Raw genomic sequence first — 17190 nt, forward strand, 5'->3', positions numbered from 1 at the left:
GGTTATATACATTCTATTTCATTGAGTTGTAGCATTTTTAAAATATGAGCTTTCACTCGTGAACTATGCTTATCGATATTGGAATAACGATTATCTACTTCAATGTTGAAATACCTTTCAATCTGTACGGTGTTTTCTTCAGGTAATTTATACCAATTCTGCTTCAAAAAGTTATCTATAAGCTCATTTGTTGGCATCTGAGGAATAAACTCTTGTTGATACAGCTTTTTATCTATTTGTTTTTGTTCGTTTTCCGTTTCTATAAAACAAATAGGAGTGTATGCTGTAGCATTTTTGCTTTCTTTTAGCATATTTAGGTTGATAAGCTCTTCTAACTGTTTTTGTTTTTGCAAAAAAGTATTAACCTTTTCAATAGTATCAAGTGCTCTTTTTTTGGCTACTGAAGCACTGACTTGCGCTACTAATTCAGCTTCCTCTTTAGCAAAAATAGTTACAGTACTCACTAAATCGTTCTCACAAGCACGATTGTTTTGTTGATTGCTTTGTTTGCTGAAAGTAAAGGCAGGTTTATTCAGTTCATATATGCGATTAGAGAGTTCATTATTCAGGTCTTCAAAAGTTTTTAAATAGCGTTTAGCAATGCTATTGTAATCTCTTTCCATCTGCTTTTGTTTCTCTACACAGCGTTGGGCAAGTCCGCGCAAATGTATGAGCGTTGCATCAACTTGTGATTGTAGTTCTGCTATTTGCTGAGTAATTTCTGAACGGATTGTACTGAAAAAACCTTTAATGATGGCACCGCTTACTTTTTTAGCATTGGTATTTATTGAAGCTATTTGAGCAACTTCGGTAGCTACAACAGCTTCTGTAAGTCCACCTACCGATTGGTTACAATCATTGATACTTTTTTCAAAAGGATCTGTATCTACTTCTACATTTACCTCTATTTTCTCAGTTACAGTGCCACTATATCTCACACTACCTCCATTTTGTGAAGGGCCATACGACACACTCCCCGAATAGGGAATTCTCACGGTTTTTCTAATGGTTTTAGTATAACTCATAGCTGTTCGTTTTTAATGGTTTGGAAATGAGTTGCTGTAAAAAGTTTGTTAGCCATATCTTTCACTCGTTGTGAGGTATTGCTAGTTGCAAGCATCTTACTAAATTCACTTTTTACTTCTTGGTGAGGCTCGCAGGCATCATTCCATACTAGTTGTTCTAAGTGTTGATTTAGTATATTTTTCATTGCTGATTGTACAGAGGCGTTAAGTTGTTCTTTACAGACAATTACTTCGAGTTTTTTATTATCAAAGCTGTCGAAATTGGATTCACATACTAAGATAGGTATAAGTAATGTTGTATTTTGAACTTTTTCATTTTTTAGTAATACACGTTCTGATAATTTTTTTTGCTCAGAAGTATTCGCTAAAAAGTTAGTCATTGACTCAATCACTTTTTCTGCACGATATTTTACATTAGATATTACAATCTGCTGACTTGTAATGAGCGATTCTAACTGAGAAATAGGTACTGTGGCAGCTAAGTATTTAGTTCTATTTGATACTTTTTCTACTTCTTGAACTGCAAAATTAAACACAGGACGGTCAAGTTCTAAAATGCGTTGTTTGAGATTTTGGTTTATTCCGTTGAATAGTTTTAAATATCTGTTAGAAAGCATATTGTAATTGCGTTCCATACGATTTTTAATTGCTAAAAGTTGTTTGCGCTGTGTGTTGAGTTGCATCAGTTGTGAATCGACTTCGCTTTGCAGTTTAGCTATTTTTTGAGATATTTGGGAACGCATAAGGGTATAAAATCCTTTGTTTACATTTCTGCATACCATATCAGCTGCTTGTTGTTCAGCTAAAACTATAGCAGCTTTCATTGCTACCACGGCTGTGGTAGTGTCATTTATCTGATGGGAGACAGATTTTATTTCTTCTGCCATTGGTTGGGTGTCTACTACACAATCAATTCGAGCCATAATTCTATAGTTTTATTTGTTATTACTGAAATTATTCAAATTGTTGAGTGCATTTTTAGCTATAGCAGGTAAGTTTAATGAAATGTGTTCAAAAGTAACTTCCTCTACATTAGGCACAGGTGGTAATTCAGATGTTTTAGCAAAAAGTGGATTTACAAGAGCAAGAGGTCTTCGGCGATTGTCTAAGTCACGCACTTCATTAGTAGCTACCGCTATTTCATTAGAGTACCCGTCGCGCAATTTAGCATCGTAATACTCTATATGTCCAAACTTCATAGCTTTGAGTTCTATATCCTCTTTTAGGCGTTCCATATATTCCTCGAAGTTATCTTGTATTGTTTTAAATTCTTGAGATTGCATCTCAAAAGCAGCAAGAGTTTCAGCTGAATTGTCGGTTACATTCACTATTGCACTATTTAAGTTATCTTCTGTTTGTATCATACTATCTTCAGTGCGTTGGTAAGAAATCAAAGTGTTGTATTCAGCTACGTATTTTCGCAAATTTTCTTGCATTAAGTTGATGATATCGGCACTTTCCAATCGGTTTGAGCGATAGAAAGCTTCGGTATCTTTATGCCACTCATTTAGATAATGTGTTTTTTGGTCGTGAATATGATTGTAGATTTTGAGGCGTTCCAATCGGTTTTCTTGCATTAAGTTTTGTACCATAGGAGCTACAATTTCTTCATAGATTTGATGTACTCCAAAAGGAAGATTGGTAGTGCTACCATCTTCTGCAGTCCACATTCCTGAAGTTAGGTTGTAATACACACGAGAACTCTGTTTTAGATGGAAAGGAATGTACTCTTGTACAGATTCGCTATAATCAAACTTCTCATTGCGAATACGTTCTATTTCTTCGTGTTCTAAAATAGGTGAATAATGATTATAAGGAGATTTCAAGAGTTGATATAACACTTTGTTAGAAGTAGTAATCAATTTGTTAGCTGAAGCTACTTTCAGTGCTGAAATAGCTTGTACAGAAGTAGCTATAGTAAGCATCAAACTCTTTAATATATTTTCGAATTGCTCAGTTTTATTAGATAAAGAATCTCTTAGTTGATTGATTTCCTGAAATTTGTTGATACTATCGGCATATCGTTCTTTGTTGAAAACAGGAATTATAACAGCACCCTGTGGAACATTATCGGTGGCATATTCATTTAGGTAAGCTAAATACTCGCTCTTATCGGCTACTAAAGGCAAAGATACTGAAGTAGTGTTCAAATCATCCATACAATAGGAAATGGTACGCAATGAACGTTCTAAACTTCCAAAATAATCGTGTTGATTGATTTTTTGGAATGAAGTAGAGTATTGGTCGGTTTCAATAGTTTCAGTATCATAAGAAGTTTCTACTATAGGGGCTTGTTCTGATAGTTTTTCAAGTTTTTCAATGGTTTCAACTAGTAAATCGTTTTGACGAGGGATTTGAAGTACAACTTCAGATTCGTCTACTTGTCCTGTATAATCTACTATAAAACTTTTATCAGTGTATTTTATTTGTTCAGCAATAGGTACATAAGCTAAACCAAGTTTGGTTACTTTGTAATCTCTAAAGATTTCGCTATGTTGTTTCTTGAACTCAACAATACGTATTTCTTTGTCGGCAATTTCTTTTTCAAGGGTATTTTTTTTAATATAATACACAAAGAAAAATATTAAGGTGAGAAACCATACCCAAAGTCCATCCATTTGTTTTCGCAACATTGTTTTTTCTTCTTCCAAAATTGCAATTTGTTTTTCGATACGTTCCTCTTCGGCTACTATTTTTTCAGCTGCTGCGCTATAATAATCTAATAGTACTTTAGCTTGATCGTGATAGATACTATCGGATTCTGAAAAGATTTTTCCTAACATATTTTTGGTTTTTTAAATTGAATAGACTGATTTTCTGTTTTGATATAACATTTCCATTTTTTTTAGATGATTTTCAATGGTTGTTGTATTGTACTTATAATTACTGATAACGATTAACATATTGTTAGCTTCTTGGCAAAAAAGATTTTCTATTTCACGAGCTTCTATTGTATTTGCAGGTGAAATGTATCGCAAGTTTTCATTTAAAGAATTAATTCGGTGTACAAGATTTTCTGGTAAATCGGGGAGTGTACTGATTTGTATTTTTAAATTGTTCATCACTTGTTTCATTTCAGAAACACCAGACCTAATACTATTTTCAGAGATAGGCACCTCCCCTACTCTATCGGCTGCTGATAATACAGCAATCATACCTAAAATTAGTAAGAAAATAAGGGTTGCTTGTATAACGAATTGCAGGACAAAGAACCAACTGAAGAATATATTAGCACATAACATTACTCCTATTGCAGCAAAGGCATAAATCCAAGTGAAAAACCATCTTACACCCAATGATCCTACTTCAATAGACTGTTGTTTTCCTAAACGTATACAAGGGAAGAGTACGTCAACAAAAAATAAGGCATAGACTAATGAGGCTACTACAATATTTAGAATAAGTATATTCGTAGCTAAATTTGTACCCAATAACAGAAAGGCTGTTATCAACAATATTTCACCTAAAACTAAGGCTATTAATGATAATTTTCGACGTGTATTCATTTTGTTACCTATTATTTGTTTGATGAATATTATCGTTTATTCCCACATTTTGGACAAAACTTTGCTGAAGGAGGGAATACAGTTCCACAACGATTACAAACATCGGCTATAGTTTGCTCAGGAGTAGTATTGTTTGTTTGTTGTAATTGGGTGCCACAACTCACACAACGTTTGGCATTAGTATCGTTGTCGGCACCACAATTAGGACAAGGATTGTAAGGATTGCCACAATGAGGGCAAAAACTACTATTACTTGGATATTTTTTCGCACAATTAGAACAGAAAACCATTTTTATAGGAGCTTGTTCTCCTTGTTGTCCTACTTGTTGATTACCTCCAAAAGTAGGTTGGTTATATTGAGGTTGCATCATTCCTCCTGCCATTCCAGAATTATTCATACCTCCCATCATACTCATTGCCATTAATCCTCCTAATAAACCTCCATTGCCATTTCCGAATCCTTCAATCGCATTGTTGGCAGTATTGAACATTTGCTCTTGTTGCCAAGTGTGTCCTGTAATTGACATTGAGGCTTGGGTAGCAATCGCCTCAGCTACCTTTCTACCTTCTTCAGTAGATTTATCAATATCGATATTAGTGATATTGAATTGAAGGAGTTCTAAACCTAAGTTCGTCCAAAAAGGATTGAGTACATTTTTGAGATAGCCTGATAATTCATCTAAAAAAGCTGAAATATATTTATACCCTACCCGATGTTTGATAACATATTGGGCTATTTGTGATTTTGTTTTAGTAGAGAATTCTCCAAAAAATTGATTTGTAAGGTCATCTTGTGTAAATTCAGATTTTGTGCCTACAACTTTAAGGAGGAATATTTCGGAGTCGTTTACTTTCAAACCATATCTACCAACGGCTACAAGGGGTAATTGGGTGTTATAATCAGGGTCGTGTATGGGCATTCCACTCACATTCCAATCAATACTAAACGATTGAACTTTGTTTACGAACCATACTTCTGCAGTAAAGGGATTTTTTCCTCCGAAAGGAATTCCGAATAAATTACGCAAAATGGGTATATTTTCAGTGTTGAGGGTGTACTTTCCAGGTCCAAATTTTCCTATGATTTGCCCTTTAGAAAACAATACAGCTTCTTGAGATTCTTGTACAATTAGTTGGGTATAAGTAGCTAAATTAGTTTCGGGGAATTTCCAAGCATAAACTACTCTACTACTTTGAGGAGACCAGCTCACGACATCAATTATAGCCATAATCTTTAATGTTTTTTTGTTATACACTACTACATTATTATTACTTTGCAAAGGTAATAAAAAATACAAATATTTAATATTTCTTTAATAAAAAATATAATTGTCTATTTTTTTCTACATTAACGAATTGATGAATTATATAAGTGAGAACTACAAAACGGAACACAGCCGATGACAAAAATAAAGTTTAAGACCTCTATACCCACAAAGGCAAAGTCTAAAGTGAAGTTTTTGATGAGAGGGTGATAAACTCTCTTTTTTGGGAGCAACACCATTCCCTTTTAAAACTATTTTGGGTATAAAGCGAGAATATCCTATGAGGTGTGTTTGCTATCAAATGAAATCCGATTTGTAGTTTTCTAAATAAGTACAAAGCAAATCTGTTATAAGTTAACTATTTTGTTTTGTTCCTAACCTTATTTTTTTAGCAGCCTTCCAATAGTTTCTTTGTAAACATTTGGTACTACTATTCTGTAATTAGCAATAGTTTCTTTGAGTTTAGTAAGCTCTGCAGTCTTTTCTACAACCAAAGCATTTACTTTTGCTTGACGTTCTTGTAACAAGCATTGTAACTCTTGTTCATATTGCAATTTACAATTGTTCTGGTAAGTACGGAATTGTGTTTTATAGAAGTTTACTTCACTTTCGTACTCACGATGTTCAGCCAGAAGCTGTTCTTGTAACTGTTGTAGTTCAGAGAGTTCGTACAAAGGAGTGTTTTTAACCTTGAAGACTTGCTCGCCTACTTCTTTAAAGGTAATAAGTTCTTTTTTATTGAGTTGGTTACGTACCTCATCAAAATTATGAATGTATTTTCCTATATGAGCAGCTTTAGCTTCTGCCTCTTTATAACAAACCATATCTTCTAAGGAAAGAGTTTTGAGATAATCGTCGATAGTCACGTTTTTAAGCAGGTTGAGAGGTTCATAATCAATAGGTTTAACCTCCTCTTCAGCTTTGACAAGTATTTCGTTTAGTTTTTTGTTGACTATTTCTAAACGATTATCTTTTTCTTTGATAGCCGATCGTAAATAAGCTGAAATGGCATATAATGAGCCGATTTCATTGAGTTTACCACCTATATCATCTACCTTTGTGAAAGTATCTAAAGGTTCTCCATCAATGCTGGAGGTATGAGTTTCAATAGAGCTAACAAGATCTTGAATGGGTTTTAGTCGTTCTTTAATACGCTCACATACATAATTAGCCTCTGAGGATGTAAGCCCAGAGACATTAAAATACGGATTTTTAGTTGCTAAATATTTCATTTTTTCACTTGCTATTTTTTATCTATTACTTGGAATTTAAACTCTGTGAAAAACTCATATACCTCATTGGGTAGTAGCACTACATTGTTGAACTGAGGATGTTTAGTAGCATCGGCATAGCCTTGAGCCTCAAAGCAGATACCTTTGTTTTGCCCTAAAGTTTTGCGGTGTGCAGGATGTAACTCTGGCAAATAATAACCTGCATAGATGTGTAACACAGGATGATTGGTACGTACTTGCATTTTTAAAGTTCCCTCTCCATTAATGAGAGTTGCCATTACCTCGTCAGCAGATATTTCACGTATAAAGGAATTATCGGTGTGAGGATATACATTCTGTCCGTTGCGGTAATCTAAAGGTGTACCTACTACAGAAGGGCGCTCGCCAGTAGGCGTGAAAAAACCTTCCTCTAAAGGAACGTATTTTTCAGCTTTTATTTGTAGTGTGTTGTTGAGAACATTATTATCATTCTCATTGAGGTTGAAATAAGTGTGTTGAGTTAAGTTGAGTAAGTAGGGGCAGTAGTAATTCCGTGGTAATCTATTCGTAAACGATTGTCAGTAGTAAGCATATAAGTAACTAATACAGTTCCTCACCAGGGTAGCCTTCTTCACCTTCTTTACTAACATATCGTAAAGTTACAGAAGAATTTTCACCTTTTACTTGATCAATCACTTCCCAAAATACACTATCAAAGCCTATAAAGCCTCCGTGTATTTGGTTTTCACCCAAATTGCAATGTAGTTGTATTTCTTTTCCTTCGATAATTACCTTTCCATACTTAATACGTCCTGCATTACGACCGATGATTGCTCCTAAATAAGGGTATTCAGCTCGATAAGTATCACTTACATATTCTTCAAAGGTATCAAATCCTAATACACATTCTACTATTTTCCCATTTACTGGTACTTTTATGGAGTTAATGATTCCACCAAAGTTCATTATACTTACCTCCATTCCGTTAGCATTGCGCAAGTTAATGGTTTGTAATTGTTCTTTATGATATACTTTTTTCATTATTAAGCTTATTTTGGCCACAAATGTATGAAATAATTAAGAATTATAGTCAAAAAAATTAAAATTTAGAGAAGCTATGAATTTTTTTGATAACATATATACTCATAAAAAGAAGTTAGAGCTGTCTCTAACTCTTAAATTCTGATTGTCTAATAGATACTTAATAAAGATTTTTATTTTTCTAACTAAATACTAGAAATCTATATTTTTCTCTTATAGAAGAATTGAAATAATTTTCATTACCACACCATACTTAGTGAAATACGTTTGCGCACTTCGTCTTTCTCTATAACTTTTACTTGCACTTGTTGGTGGAGTTTAACTACTTCATTTACATCAGAGACATAACCTTCTTTCAGTTGAGAGATGTGTACCAATCCACTTTCTTTAACACCTATATCCACAAAGCAACCAAAGGCAGTAATATTGTTTACTATACCAGGTAATATCATTCCTATACGTACATCATCAAAGGTTTTTACATTAGGGTCGAAGGCAAAGGCTTTAGCAGTAGTACGAGGGTCGAGCCCTGGTTTTTCTAATTCCTTTAATACGTCCTTCAAATAAAGTTCACCCACCTTATCTGTTTTGTACTTTTGAATATCAATAGTGGCAATAGCTTGCTTGTTACCTATAAGTTGTGCAACTGAGATACCTATGTCCTTCGCCATTTGTTTGATAATAGGATAGGCTTCAGGGTGTACTGCTGAATTGTCGAGCGGGTTCTCACTATTATGTACACGTAAGAAAGCTACTGCCTGCTGGTATACTTTATCACCCAAACGAGGTACCTTTTTTAAGTCTTCTCGCTTACTAAAAGCACCATTAGCCGAGCGGTAAGCTACTATGTTTTCAGCCATCTTCTCCCCTATTCCTGATACATAACTGAGTAGTGATTTGCTTGCTGTGTTGAGGTTTACCCCTACTTTGTTCACGCAACGCACTACGGTTGCATCGAGCTCCTCTTTCAATAATGACTGGTTTACATCGTGTTGGTATTGACCTACTCCTATGCTCTTAGGGTCTATCTTCACTAATTCAGCTAATGGGTCGGCAAGACGCCTGCCTATGGATACTGCCCCACGTACAGTTACATCGTAATCGGGGAACTCATCGCGAGCTATTTTAGAAGCTGAATAGACCGATGCTCCTGCTTCACTCACCACAAATACTTCCACCTTTTTAGGGAAAGCAATACTTCTTACAAACGACTCTGTTTCACGAGAAGCAGTACCATTGCCTATACTAATGGCTTGGATATTGTATTGAGAAACCATTGTGCTGAGCTTTTTGGTAGCCATAGTCATATCATTCTGGGGAGCGTGAGGGTAGATAACATCGTGCTGCAAAAGGTCGCCTTTTTCATCTAAACACACTACCTTACAACCTGTACGATATCCTGGGTCAATAGCCAAAATGCGCTTTTCACCCAAAGGAGACGCTAATAACAACTGTGAGAGGTTCTCGGCAAACACACTGATAGCTTTCGCATCGGCTTTATCTTTTGCCTCTTGTAGTGTTTCATTGGAAATAGAAGGCTCTAATAAGCGTTTGTAGCTGTCTTTTACCGTTTTCTTCAAGAAATCGGCTACTTCTCCCCTACTCTTTATGATGTTTTCTTCCATAAAAGGTAAGGTTTCTTCACTATCTACTTGTACTTTTAGTTTTACAAATCCTTCTTTTTCGGCACGCAACATTGCTAATACACGGTGAGAGGGTGCTTTGTTAAGGGCTTCTTCCCAATCGAAATACTGAGCGTATTTCTGAGCTTCTTCCTCTTCGTTTTTACCTTTGGCTACTTCGCTACTGATGATTGCTTTGCGCTGGAATATTCGGCGAAGAGTGCGACGTATAAACGTATTCTCGTTAATCCATTCAGCTATAATATCCGAAGCCCCTTGTAAAGCATCTTCTTCAGTAGGTACTTTGTCGGAAAGGTAACGCCCTGCTAATAGTTCCAAATCGGTTACACGCTGACTCATTATCTGTTTTGCAAGAGGTTCTAAGCCGTTTTCTTTGGCTACATCGGCTTTGGTTTTACGCCGTTTTTTGTAAGGTAGGTATAGGTCTTCTAATTCATTGAGCTCAAAAGAGTTCTCAATACGTTTGCGCAATTCGTCTGTAAGCTTTCCTTGTTCTTCAATAGAAGAGAGAATTGTTTCTTTGCGCTTACAGATATTGTCGTAATCAGCTTGGGATTTGGCAATATGCTCAATGGCTACTTCATCTAAATTCTGAGTGCTATCTTTTCGATAGCGTGCAATAAAGGGGATAGTACAGCCTTCGGTTAATAGTGAAAGTGTGTTTTCAATAGCTTTTTCAGGTAGTTGTGTTTGGGTTTTTATATATTGAATGTTTGTCATAGTGATTTATCAAAATTGCTAATTTCTATTGGTTCTTTATCTTTTTCAAACCAACGGGCAGTAAATTCTCCTTTTAAATTTATTTCATCTCCCATTACACGTAGCCAAGAGCCTTCACGCAACCCTATTACTGGTATATTGTTGAACACGTGAAATTCTTTAATACGTGTTTCGCGAGTTTCGCCTTTGTGTTTGCTATGAGGGTCGGGATCAAGATAATGAGGGTTGATATTGAAAGAAATAAGCTCTAAAGTACGGAAAGAAGGAGGATAGACAATAGGCATATCATTAGTAGTTTGCATTGTTTGTCCTGCTATATTACTTCCTGCACTCGTGCCCATATAGGGTGTACCTCCTAATACTACTTTGCGTAAAGAGTTTATAATATCTAATTGATATAGAGCATTTACTAATACAAAGGTATTACCACCTCCTGTAAAAATAGCTTCTGCCTGTTCTATAGCTTGTTTAGGATTGACAAAAGTGTGTAAACCTACTACCTTTTTGTCTAATTGTTGAAAAAAATTAGCGGCTATTTGAGTATACTCATCGTGAGAAATTCCACTAGGGCGCGCATAAGGTACAAAAAGAATTTCGTTAGTTTCTTGGAAAAAATTGGTGAGTTCATCACGCAAATAAGAGAGGTAAGTACCACCATATACAGTTGAGGTACTAGCTAATAAAAGTTTTTTCATCGATTGTTGAATGTTAGGCTGCAAAAGTACTAAATAATTATGAGAGAAGCAAAATTACTATCAGTTCCTAAATTGCCTAATTGCTAAATTATCGCTACCTTTGCGCCCTTAAAAACACACTATTTATGGATACATTTGAAAAGGAACTCAATAGACTTAATGCACCACAACGTGCGGCAGTACTTCAGAAAGAAGGTCCTATTATTGTAATTGCTGGAGCAGGTTCGGGCAAGACTCGTGTGCTTACTTATCGTATTGCTAACCTAATGCGACAAGGAGTAGATGCTTTTCATATACTTGCACTTACCTTTACTAATAAGGCAGCTAATGAAATGAAAAAACGTATTGCGGATATTGTAGGCAATAGCGAGGCTAAAAATCTATGGATGGGTACTTTTCACTCTGTATTTGCTAAAATATTGCGTTTTGAAGCTGATAAATTAGGTTATCCTCAGAACTTTACTATCTATGATACACAAGACTCTCAACGACTTATTAATGGAATTATTAAAGAAAAGGAGTTGGATAAAGATGTATATAAATACAAACAAATACAACAACGCATTTCTTCTTTAAAAAATAATCTTATTACAGTACGAGCTTATTTCAATAATCCTGAGCTTGTAGAAAATGATGCTATTAGGAAGCAACCGCGTTTTGGAGAAATCTATCAGGAGTATGTAGAAAGATGTTTTAAAGCAGGAGCTATGGATTTTGATGATTTACTGCTGAAGACAAATGAATTGCTGAATGTATACCCTGAAGTATTAGCTAAATACCAAAATCGCTTTCAGTACATACTTGTAGATGAGTATCAAGATACAAACCACTCTCAGTATCTTATTGTAAAAGCTCTCGCTGACCGTTTTCATAATATTTGTGTGGTAGGTGATGATGCTCAAAGTATTTATGCTTTCCGTGGGGCAAATATCAATAATATATTGAATTTTAAAAGTGATTATCCTGAAGCTAAAGAATATAAATTGGAACAGAACTACCGCTCTACTAAAAATATAGTGGAAGCAGCTAACAGTGTAATTGAACACAACAAAGTACGGTTGGATAAGGTAGTATTCACTGAAAATGAGATGGGAGAGCTTATCAAAGTACATCGTAGTCCTACTGATGCCGATGAAGGACGTTTTGTAGCGAGTTCTATCTTTGAAAATAAGATGCAGCACCAGTTAGCTAATGGGAAATTTGCTGTACTTTATCGAACTAATTCACAATCGCGTGCTATAGAAGATGCTCTTAGAAAACGTGATATACCTTATCGCATTTATGGAGGACTTTCATTCTACCAACGCAAAGAGATTAAAGATATGCTTGCTTATTTGCGTTTGATTATCAATCCTAATGATGAAGAAGCGTTGGTACGCATTATTAATTTTCCAGCTCGTGGTATTGGAGAAACTACAATGGAAAAACTTACATTGGCAGCCAATCACTATAAGAAGTCTATCTTTGAGATAATGTACAATGTAAATAAGTTACCTGAATTACATATTAATAGTACAACCAAGCAAAAACTCACAGATTTTGTGGTGATGATACTCAATTTGCAAGCACTCAATCAGCGAGCGAATGTATTTGAAGTAGCAGAACAAGTAGCTAAAAAAACAGGATTATTACAAGAGTTTAAAAAAGATGGTACTCCTGAGGGGATCGCTAAAATGGAAAATATAGAGGAGATGCTTAATGGTATGAAGGACTTTGTGATTGGGCAAGAAGATGTAGCGGATAGTACAGGTAGTTTAGCTGAATATTTAGAAGATGTATCTTTAGCTACCGATAGCGATAAAGAGATAGGAGATGACGATCGGGTAGCCTTAATGACGATTCACTTAGCTAAAGGCTTGGAGTTTCCGTATGTATATATAGTGGGGATGGAAGAAGATCTTTTTCCTTTGGCAAAAAGTATACAATCACGTGATGAATTAGAAGAAGAACGTCGCTTGTTTTATGTGGCGCTAACACGTGCTGAAAAGCAGGCTTATCTCACCTATGCTGAAAGACGCTATCGTTTTGGAAATCTATCAGATACCGAACCAAGTAGGTTTATAGAGGAAATAGATGAACGTTATTTACATTATCTTACCCCCACTTTGTCTAATCCTAACTATCGTTATAAACCTTTGATAGATAGAGATATTTTTGGTGAAGTAGATAAGAGTAAATTGCGTTTACAAAAGCCTATCAGTGGTACCCCCCCCTCTAAAAATGCCCCTACGGGTGATGAACAACAGCGATTACGCAAGCTTAAACCCGTGAATAGTATACAAAATGCTTCACCTAACAGAATTATCTACAACGAATTAGAAGTAGGAACAACTGTTTATCACGAACGTTTCGGTAAAGGAATCATCAAAGCTCTTGAAGGTGTAGGCAATGATAGAAAAGCACAAGTTAATTTTGAGTCAGGAGGACTGAAGAATATACTATTGCGTTTTGCAAAACTCACTATAATAAATGAATAGAAAAAAGGTGTCGTTATTAGACACCTTTTTTCTTGTTATATTTAAAATAATAAGCTAACATTTTGTAGTAGAGTTTTGCAGCTAAGAAAGCAGTTGGTTTTGCTTGCGGACTATCCATTAGTTCTACAATATCAAATGCCACTACATTACATTTTTTAAACACTTTACGCAAGAGTTTGAGCGTAGGATACCATTGTAAACCACCTGGCTCAGGAGTTCCTGTTGAAGGTGCTATTGCTGGATCAAAAGCATCTAAGTCAATAGTGATATATATATTACCAGATACTTTGTCTAATACATCCTCTATCCAATTGTTATTTTTAGCAATTTCGTGAGCAAAGAACACACGACCTTTAGGCAAATATTGTTTTTCTTCTGCATCCATTGAGCGGATACCTACTTGTACCAATTTGTGCTTTTGGTTCGCTTCAAACACAGCACAAGCGTGATTAGAGGTAGAACCATGATACTCAGGACGTAAATCAGTATGAGCATCAAGTTGTAATACAGTGAGTTTTTCATATTTCTCACCTACAGCACGTATTGAACCAATAGACACTGAGTGTTCCCCACCAAAAAGAGTAAAGAGCTTATCTTCGTGCTTCAATAGTTCTTGGGTCTTTTCATAAACAGCTTGTGTCATTGTTTCAGGTGAACTACTTTCAGTTACTTCACCTGCTAAATACACTCCATTGAGGTAAGGTTCAGTATCAGTTTCAATATCGTATAACTCCATATTTTCTGAGGCATCTAAAAATAATTCAGGACCTTTGTCAGCTCCTTTGCCCCAAGTAGATGTACCATCATAAGGTACTGTTACTAACATTACTTTGGCATTTTCCAGTGTTGCATTTTCCTCCGGAATTCCAGCATACGTTCTTTTCATTGTTTATATATTTAGCGAATAAAGTGCAAAGGTAATAAAAAAATCCTAAGTATATATACTTAGGATTTTTTTAACGCACAACACTACTAAGATTATAGGTCTATCGCAATCGGTCTGCAGATTTTACGAGCTTCTCGTCCCGTCTGATAGCCTTGTTGGCCATAAACAAAAAAACGATAGAAAGCACGGGTGCGAAAACCCCAACACCTTTCTCAGAAATAAAGCTTTCTCCAGGTGAGTTTAGCATTCGATATACAAATATTCCTAGTAAAGTAAAATTTATAAGTATATTCAGCCAGTTGATCCACTGCTGAACACTTCTTTTCTTATATTTAAATATGCTGTAGATAGCCAATACAGCCGAAAGGGCAAAGACTATTGTTCTGATCCAATCCAACCCAAAAAGAACGGGAAGACCTGCTACTATTGCAACTATCAGCATATAAACTGTTTGTATTCTCTGAATCATCTGTTATTGTTTTTTTTCAGTGGGCAAATATACTACTTTTCTTGAAAATAGGAAAAATTATTTCAATTTATCAAAGCCATTACCATAAACTCCCATAACATTTGTTTTGGTTACAAACGCTGAAGGGTCTATAGTACGTACTAAGCGGAAAATAGAAGTAGCTTCTGTTCTACGAGCAATTACAATCACTATTTTCTGTGAAGATTTAGAGTACCAACCAATACCATCAATAATAGTACAACCACGTTTTAGTTCACTATTGATATGGTTTGCAATTTCATCGTAGTGTTTTGAAAATATAAATAACTGCACTGATTGTCTTGCCCCATTGATAACAATTTCAACCATTTGCCACATCAATGGAAGAAGGATGAGCCCATAAACAGTTTTTTCAATTGAATTGTCTTGATGTTCTAAAATGAAGAAAGAGGATAATACAATACACACATCCACTACCAAGAGAATACGTGCAATACTCATATTCCAATATTTAGTGAGTATAAATCCTATAATATCGGTACCACCAGTACTTCCATTAGCCGAATATACTAAACCTAAACCTGTGCCACAGAGTAAACCACCCATAATTACAGAAAGAAAATCACCACTCAAAGGAGGGTGTTCCAAAAAGTAAGGCATCAAATACTCTTTCCCTGCCCAAATCAATCCTGATAAAATAGATATGGAGATAAAAGTTCGGTAAGTGAACTGTTTGCTCACTGCCTTAAAACCTATTAATAAAAGGGTGATATTAATTGTCCAATAGGTAATAGCAAAATCTAACCCCAATTTGTAATTTAAAATAAGGCAAATACCTGCTAATCCTCCTGTTACTATCCCATTAGGCATTATAAAGCCTGTAATACCCACAGCGTAAGATACTAACCCTACAAATATAGTAAGGTAATCTCTTAGATAAAAAGATTTTAAGTATTTAATAGTTCTACTCTCTGATATAGCCATTGATGTAAGAATTTAAAAGAATAAATGTTCTTATTTTTAAGAAACGGCGCAAAAGTAATACTTTTCATTGAATTGCCAAATAAAATTATTGCAAACTTTCTTTGATACGACGGATAGCTTCTCGTAAATCTTTCTCAGAAGCTGCATACGAGAAACGAATGCAATTAGCATCTCCAAAAGCTTCTCCTGTAACAGTAGCTACCATTGCTTCTTCTAATAGATATAAAGAAAAATCAGTAGCATTGTTTATAACGCGACCTCTTAAGGTTTTACCAAAGAAAGACGATATATCTGGGAACACATAAAAAGCTCCTTCAGGAATGTTGAGTTTAAAGCCTTCAATCTCATTTAAAAGTTGTAATACTAAGTCTCTCCGACGTTTGAATTCATCTACCATATATTGTATTTTGCTCTTAGGAGCTTTTAAAGCTACAATAGAAGCTCGTTGTGCTATGGCGTTAGCACCACTCGTTACTTGTCCTTGTACTTTAGCACAAGCTTTAGCAATCCATTCGGGGGCTCCCATATAACCTATACGCCAACCTGTCATTGCAAATGCTTTAGACATTCCATTTACAGTAATAGTACGTTCATAAAGGCCATTGATTTCAGCAACACTAGTTACTCTCTCATTGGTGAAGTTGATGTATTCATAAATTTCGTCAGAAAGAATGAAAATATGAGGATGTTTCCTAAGTACTACAGCAAGGGCTTCTAATTCGGATTTGCTGTAGATAGAACCACTAGGGTTACAAGGGGTATTGAACCATACCATTTTTGTTTTAGAAGTAATAGCAGCTTCTAACTGAGCAGGAGTTATTTTGAAGTTATTCTCAATGGTTGTGTGAACCTCTATTGGAATGCCTCCTGCCATTTTAGCTATTTCCTTATAACTCACCCAATAAGGTGCAGGAAATATCACCTCGTCACCAGTATTGAGCATAGCCAAAGCTACATTTGCCAAGCATTGTTTAGCTCCCGTAGAAACTACAATTTGTGAAGGTTTGTAATTGAGATTGTTGTCTCTTTTGAACTTTTCACAAATTGCCTCTCTCAGCTCCAAATACCCGTCAATAGGTGTGTATTTGCTGTAATTTTGCTGTATAGCCTCAATAGCGGCATCTTTTATAAAATCAGGAATATCAAAATCGGGTTCACCTAAGCTAAGACCGATGATATCCTTGCCTTCAGCTTTGAGTTCTCGTGTTTTAGCTGCCATTCCTAAGGTAGCCGAAACTTCCATAGCGTTGATACGGTCGGATAAATACTGTTTCATATCGTTTTGTTAT

13 protein-coding genes and 1 pseudogene are annotated in these 17190 nt (G+C 35.4%); 1 reads left to right on the top strand and 13 read right to left on the bottom strand.

From position 1 onward, the window contains the following. Positions 1–2: 2 nt before the first annotated feature. From HMPREF9073_RS13840 to pepE, 9 genes and pseudogenes are all read right to left on the bottom strand, one after another. A complete protein-coding gene (locus HMPREF9073_RS13840; RefSeq protein ID WP_009751107.1) occupies positions 3–1025 on the bottom strand; it encodes a hypothetical protein in 1023 nt (340 codons plus the stop codon). After that, complete coding sequence (locus tag HMPREF9073_RS13845) at positions 1022–1948, bottom strand: hypothetical protein (RefSeq protein WP_009751108.1); 927 nt, start codon at positions 1946–1948, stop codon at positions 1022–1024. The genes HMPREF9073_RS13840 and HMPREF9073_RS13845 overlap by 4 nt, the downstream gene beginning before the upstream one ends. A 12-nt stretch (positions 1949–1960) precedes the next feature. After that, complete coding sequence (locus HMPREF9073_RS13850) at positions 1961–3808, bottom strand: hypothetical protein (protein WP_009751109.1); 1848 nt, start codon at positions 3806–3808, stop codon at positions 1961–1963. A gap of 12 nt (positions 3809–3820) precedes the next feature. Next, a complete protein-coding gene (locus HMPREF9073_RS13855) occupies positions 3821–4531 on the bottom strand; it encodes a hypothetical protein (RefSeq protein ID WP_009751110.1) in 711 nt (236 codons plus the stop codon). A 29-nt stretch (positions 4532–4560) separates the two neighbouring features. Then, the gene (locus HMPREF9073_RS13860) at positions 4561–5760 is read right to left on the bottom strand and encodes an SPFH domain-containing protein (protein WP_009751111.1); all 1200 of its coding nucleotides are present in this window, start codon (positions 5758–5760) and stop codon (positions 4561–4563) included. Between the two features lie 416 nt (positions 5761–6176). Further along, a complete protein-coding gene (locus tag HMPREF9073_RS13865) occupies positions 6177–7028 on the bottom strand; it encodes a hypothetical protein (protein ID WP_009751113.1) in 852 nt (283 codons plus the stop codon). A gap of 11 nt (positions 7029–7039) precedes the next feature. Then, positions 7040–8048, bottom strand: a pseudogene (locus HMPREF9073_RS16605) (galactose mutarotase). A 239-nt stretch (positions 8049–8287) separates the two neighbouring features. Next, positions 8288–10411 carry a Tex family protein gene (locus tag HMPREF9073_RS13875; protein ID WP_009751116.1) on the bottom strand — a complete coding sequence of 708 codons (2124 nt, stop codon included), beginning with the start codon at positions 10409–10411 and terminating at the stop codon, positions 8288–8290. Then, positions 10408–11106, bottom strand: coding sequence for a dipeptidase PepE (gene pepE / locus HMPREF9073_RS13880; protein WP_009751117.1), 699 nt, complete (start codon positions 11104–11106; stop codon positions 10408–10410). The genes HMPREF9073_RS13875 and pepE overlap by 4 nt, the downstream gene beginning before the upstream one ends. A 125-nt stretch (positions 11107–11231) precedes the next feature. Between pepE and HMPREF9073_RS13885 the strand changes: the two genes are divergently transcribed. Then, positions 11232–13583 carry an ATP-dependent helicase gene (locus tag HMPREF9073_RS13885; protein WP_009751118.1) on the top strand — a complete coding sequence of 784 codons (2352 nt, stop codon included), beginning with the start codon at positions 11232–11234 and terminating at the stop codon, positions 13581–13583. Between the two features lie 16 nt (positions 13584–13599). On the opposite strand, the gene speB is transcribed toward HMPREF9073_RS13885, so the two are convergent. The 4 genes from speB to HMPREF9073_RS13905 all read right to left on the bottom strand — a co-directional run bounded on the left by speB (position 13600) and on the right by HMPREF9073_RS13905 (position 17177). Beyond that, positions 13600–14469: an agmatinase gene (gene speB, locus HMPREF9073_RS13890; RefSeq protein WP_009751119.1), complete on the bottom strand. Its 870-nt coding sequence runs from the start codon at positions 14467–14469 to the stop codon at positions 13600–13602. 100 nt (positions 14470–14569) lie between these two features. Beyond that, complete coding sequence (locus HMPREF9073_RS13895) at positions 14570–14938, bottom strand: DUF4293 domain-containing protein (RefSeq protein ID WP_009751120.1); 369 nt, start codon at positions 14936–14938, stop codon at positions 14570–14572. A 57-nt stretch (positions 14939–14995) separates the two neighbouring features. Continuing rightward, positions 14996–15901 (bottom strand): YitT family protein, encoded by a 906-nt coding sequence (locus tag HMPREF9073_RS13900; protein ID WP_009751121.1) that lies wholly within the window; start codon positions 15899–15901, stop codon positions 14996–14998. Positions 15902–15986: 85 nt separating this feature from the next. Beyond that, entirely contained in the window at positions 15987–17177 is a 1191-nt protein-coding gene (locus HMPREF9073_RS13905; protein WP_009751122.1) for a pyridoxal phosphate-dependent aminotransferase, read from the bottom strand. Positions 17178–17190: the final 13 nt, after the last annotated feature.

This window comes from Capnocytophaga sp. oral taxon 326 str. F0382, assembly GCF_000318295.1.
Taxonomy (GTDB): domain Bacteria; phylum Bacteroidota; class Bacteroidia; order Flavobacteriales; family Flavobacteriaceae; genus Capnocytophaga; species Capnocytophaga periodontitidis.

Excerpts from the sequence above, each read along its gene's own strand:
- HMPREF9073_RS13840 (WP_009751107.1), bottom strand. The coding sequence starts at position 1,025 with ATGAGTTATACTAAAACCATTAGAAAAACCGTGAGAATTCCCTATTCG.
- HMPREF9073_RS13845 (WP_009751108.1), bottom strand. The coding sequence starts at position 1,948 with ATGGCTCGAATTGATTGTGTAGTAGACACCCAACCAATGGCAGAAGAA.
- HMPREF9073_RS13850 (WP_009751109.1), bottom strand. The coding sequence starts at position 3,808 with ATGTTAGGAAAAATCTTTTCAGAATCCGATAGTATCTATCACGATCAA.
- HMPREF9073_RS13855 (WP_009751110.1), bottom strand. The coding sequence starts at position 4,531 with ATGAATACACGTCGAAAATTATCATTAATAGCCTTAGTTTTAGGTGAA.
- HMPREF9073_RS13860 (WP_009751111.1), bottom strand. The coding sequence starts at position 5,760 with ATGGCTATAATTGATGTCGTGAGCTGGTCTCCTCAAAGTAGTAGAGTA.
- HMPREF9073_RS13865 (WP_009751113.1), bottom strand. The coding sequence starts at position 7,028 with ATGAAATATTTAGCAACTAAAAATCCGTATTTTAATGTCTCTGGGCTT.
- HMPREF9073_RS13875 (WP_009751116.1), bottom strand. The coding sequence starts at position 10,411 with ATGACAAACATTCAATATATAAAAACCCAAACACAACTACCTGAAAAA.
- pepE (WP_009751117.1), bottom strand. The coding sequence starts at position 11,106 with ATGAAAAAACTTTTATTAGCTAGTACCTCAACTGTATATGGTGGTACT.
- HMPREF9073_RS13885 (WP_009751118.1), top strand. The coding sequence starts at position 11,232 with ATGGATACATTTGAAAAGGAACTCAATAGACTTAATGCACCACAACGT.
- speB (WP_009751119.1), bottom strand. The coding sequence starts at position 14,469 with ATGAAAAGAACGTATGCTGGAATTCCGGAGGAAAATGCAACACTGGAA.
- HMPREF9073_RS13895 (WP_009751120.1), bottom strand. The coding sequence starts at position 14,938 with ATGATTCAGAGAATACAAACAGTTTATATGCTGATAGTTGCAATAGTA.
- HMPREF9073_RS13900 (WP_009751121.1), bottom strand. The coding sequence starts at position 15,901 with ATGGCTATATCAGAGAGTAGAACTATTAAATACTTAAAATCTTTTTAT.
- HMPREF9073_RS13905 (WP_009751122.1), bottom strand. The coding sequence starts at position 17,177 with ATGAAACAGTATTTATCCGACCGTATCAACGCTATGGAAGTTTCGGCT.